Source organism: Butyrivibrio sp. WCE2006 (assembly GCF_000701985.1).
GTDB lineage: Bacteria > Bacillota > Clostridia > Lachnospirales > Lachnospiraceae > Butyrivibrio.
In genome coordinates this window covers 1-2,884 of sequence record NZ_JNKH01000083.1, presented here as the reverse complement: position 1 = coordinate 2,884, position 2,884 = coordinate 1, and the positions used below count along the sequence as shown (strand labels likewise).

Below are 2,884 nucleotides of genomic sequence, written 5' to 3'. Positions count from 1 at the left end.
AGTTGCCTTCGGCAAAGGGGCAAATCCTATATTCAAGACGTAGAACATTCTCACGCTCAGCGCAGCAAGTGCGCAGAGCTGTCTGAACAGTAACCTACTGCCATCAAATAAGTCGATTGTGCGTGGCTTCTCTTTTCTAGTATAATAATACAGATATATCTTGGCTATATACCATTTGTTAAGAAAGGCTTTTGTTTAAATGTCAAAAACTAAACGCAGCGGCACGAAAAAGGTTTTCTGGATGTTCTTTTCGGCCTTACTTGCTGCAGTTACCGTCTGGGCAATATTTAGAGAGAGTAAGACTCTTTCGTTTGCTCATTTGTATGAGGTTATATCAACAGGTAAAAAAACGTACCTCATAATTGCGATTATATGTTCCGCGGCCTATGTTTTCTTCGAAGGCGTGGCGATTTGCAGTATTCTTAAAGGAATTAATTACAGGCGAAGTGTCTTTAAAGGGTTGATATACAGTACATCTGATGTGTACTTTTCAGCAATAACCCCATCCGCTACAGGAGGACAGCCGGCAAGTGCGTATTTTATGCATGAGGATGGGATTCCCACGGGAGTGATTTCAGCAACGCTTATCCTGAATCTGATGATGTACACCGGGGCGATTGGATTTCTTGGAATAATTTCCATCATTATGAATCCGGATTTTTTCAGAGAGTTCGGATTGGTTCCGAGAATATTTATAATGGCGGGTTTTGTTGCACTAACAGCCCTTATACTCTTGTTTTTCTTTTTACTGAAAAGGAGCGACAGTTTATTTGGTTTTATTAAACGGGTTGTGAATTTCATTAATAGTAAAAAGCTCATCAGGATAAGTGATCAGAGGGTGTCAAAACTGGATAAGGTACACGAGGATTATAAAAACTGTGCTGAAATGTTTGCCGGGAAGAACCGGATACTTGTAAAGGCTTTTATATATAATGTATTGCAGCGTGCATCTCAGATAGCAGTTCCGATGTTTATGCATCTGTGTCTTGGAGGGAAAGCCAGAGACTGTGTGACACTTTTTTCAAAGCAGTGCCTTATTACTATCGGGTACAATTTTGTCCCGATTCCGGGTGCCATGGGAATATCGGATTATCTGATGATAGACGGCTTTTCAAAAATAATGACACATGAAGCCGCACTTCAGCTCGATATGGTGAGCCGTGGCATATCATTTTATTTTTGTGTTATTATAAGCGGGCTGATAACGCTTGGAGGATATTTATGGAAAATGAAAAAAAGATGATAGGCGTATATGATTATACGGTTATTCTGACTTATTTATCTACAATTTCCGGTGCGATAGGTATTATTATCACTATGACCGGAATTGGACATCCATACGGGGGAGCAGTATTTTTGATGTTGTCAGGAATCCTTGATGCTTTCGATGGAACTGTTGCCAGAACAAAGAAAAACAGATCCGATTTTGAAAAAGAATTCGGTGCTCAGATCGATTCACTCTCTGATCTGATATGTTTTGGGATACTTCCCGTATCTATAGGAATTGCCCAGCTCAGAATAAATGGAGCATTTCGTGATGTAGTAAGAGGAAGCGGAAACACTGCAAAAATCTGGATGGTAGTGCTGCTTCTTTCTATCGCCGCTTTTTATATTCTGACAGCTCTTGTGAGACTTGCATATTTCAATGCAACAGTATCTGAAAGAGCAGAACAAAAGGCTACAATCGGTAAGGAATATTTCACAGGACTTCCTGTTACGGCTGCAGCTCTTATTTTTCCGCTGACGTTGATAGTGCATTATTTTACCAGAGCAGATCTGACATTTTTCTACTTCTGGATGCTGCTTATTGTCGGAGTTCTTTTCATAGGGAATTTCAAAATACCTAAGCCCGGACTTAAGGTGATCATCTTTTTATCAGCTATAGGCGCTGTTGAATTTGCGATAAATATTTATATTTTGGTAACTAATCTATGAATACACTTGAATTACTTTATAAGACAACTGTTGGAAGAATAATACTAAAGCCACTTACGATGAAACCTGTATCCGATCTGGCGGGCAGAATACTTGATCTTAAAATTTCAAAAATGCTTATAGGACCTTTTGCAAAAAGGAATAACATAAAAATGGATGACTATGTTCTTGATGATATTCATTCATTTAATGATTTCTTTTGCAGAAGAATTAAGGATGGACTCAGACCTGTATGTGAGGACGCTGACAAGGTGATAGCTCCATGTGACGGTTATCTTAAAGTATGCAGGATATCCGGGGGAACTGTCCTTAATGTCAAGCAGAGTAAATTTACAGTGAAGAGTCTACTTAGAGACAGGAAACTGGCAGAGAGCTTTGATGGTGGATATTGCCTGGTTTACAGGCTTTGTGTGGATCACTATCACAGATATGTTTACTTTACTGATGGTCAAAAGTACAAAGACAGAAAAATCAAAGGCTTTTATCATACTGTAAGACCGGTTGCTCTTTCTGAATTGCCGGTATTTACAGAAAATTCCAGACAGTACTCAGTGATAGATAATGATAAGCTTGGCCGCTGCATTCAGATGGAGGTAGGCGCCATGCTGGTTGGAAGGATAGCAAATGATAATCCTGCTGCAGCAGTGGTGAAGCGGGGCGAAGAGAAGGGACATTTTGAGTACGGAGGATCTACAATAATTGTTCTTATTCCCAAGGACAAGATAAAGCTGAATAGTGGAATAGAACAGCGATCCAGAAGAGGAATTGAGTTCCCTGTGAAGATGGGGGAAGCGGTTGCAGAAATACTTTGATATGACAATGCCAGGGGCAAAAGTTACACTTACCCCTGGCATTTTTTTGTTCAATAGGAAATTCCTTCGGATTTCCTATTGAATAAAAAGCGCTCCGCTATGGATGCGACTGGTGCGCAGATGAATTTTGCAAGCTA

General features: G+C 39.9%; 3 protein-coding genes. All 3 read left to right on the top strand.

Features of this window, described 5'->3' with window-relative positions; all coding sequences use genetic code 11:
* Positions 1 to 199 precede the first annotated feature (199 nt).
* From T501_RS19280 to T501_RS19270, 3 genes are read left to right on the top strand one after another with little or no spacing between them, the layout of a single operon-like run.
* Positions 200 to 1,243 (top strand): lysylphosphatidylglycerol synthase transmembrane domain-containing protein, encoded by a 1,044-nt coding sequence (locus T501_RS19280; protein WP_081843265.1) that lies wholly within the window; start codon positions 200 to 202, stop codon positions 1,241 to 1,243.
* Positions 1,222 to 1,935 carry a CDP-alcohol phosphatidyltransferase family protein gene (locus tag T501_RS19275; protein WP_242845583.1) on the top strand — a complete coding sequence of 238 codons (714 nt, stop codon included), beginning with the start codon at positions 1,222 to 1,224 and terminating at the stop codon, positions 1,933 to 1,935. Before T501_RS19280 ends, T501_RS19275 begins: the two co-directional genes overlap by 22 nt.
* Positions 1,932 to 2,747: a phosphatidylserine decarboxylase gene (locus T501_RS19270; RefSeq protein ID WP_044917133.1), complete on the top strand. Its 816-nt coding sequence runs from the start codon at positions 1,932 to 1,934 to the stop codon at positions 2,745 to 2,747. The genes T501_RS19275 and T501_RS19270 overlap by 4 nt, the downstream gene beginning before the upstream one ends.
* The last annotated feature ends 137 nt before the right edge of the window (positions 2,748 to 2,884 follow it).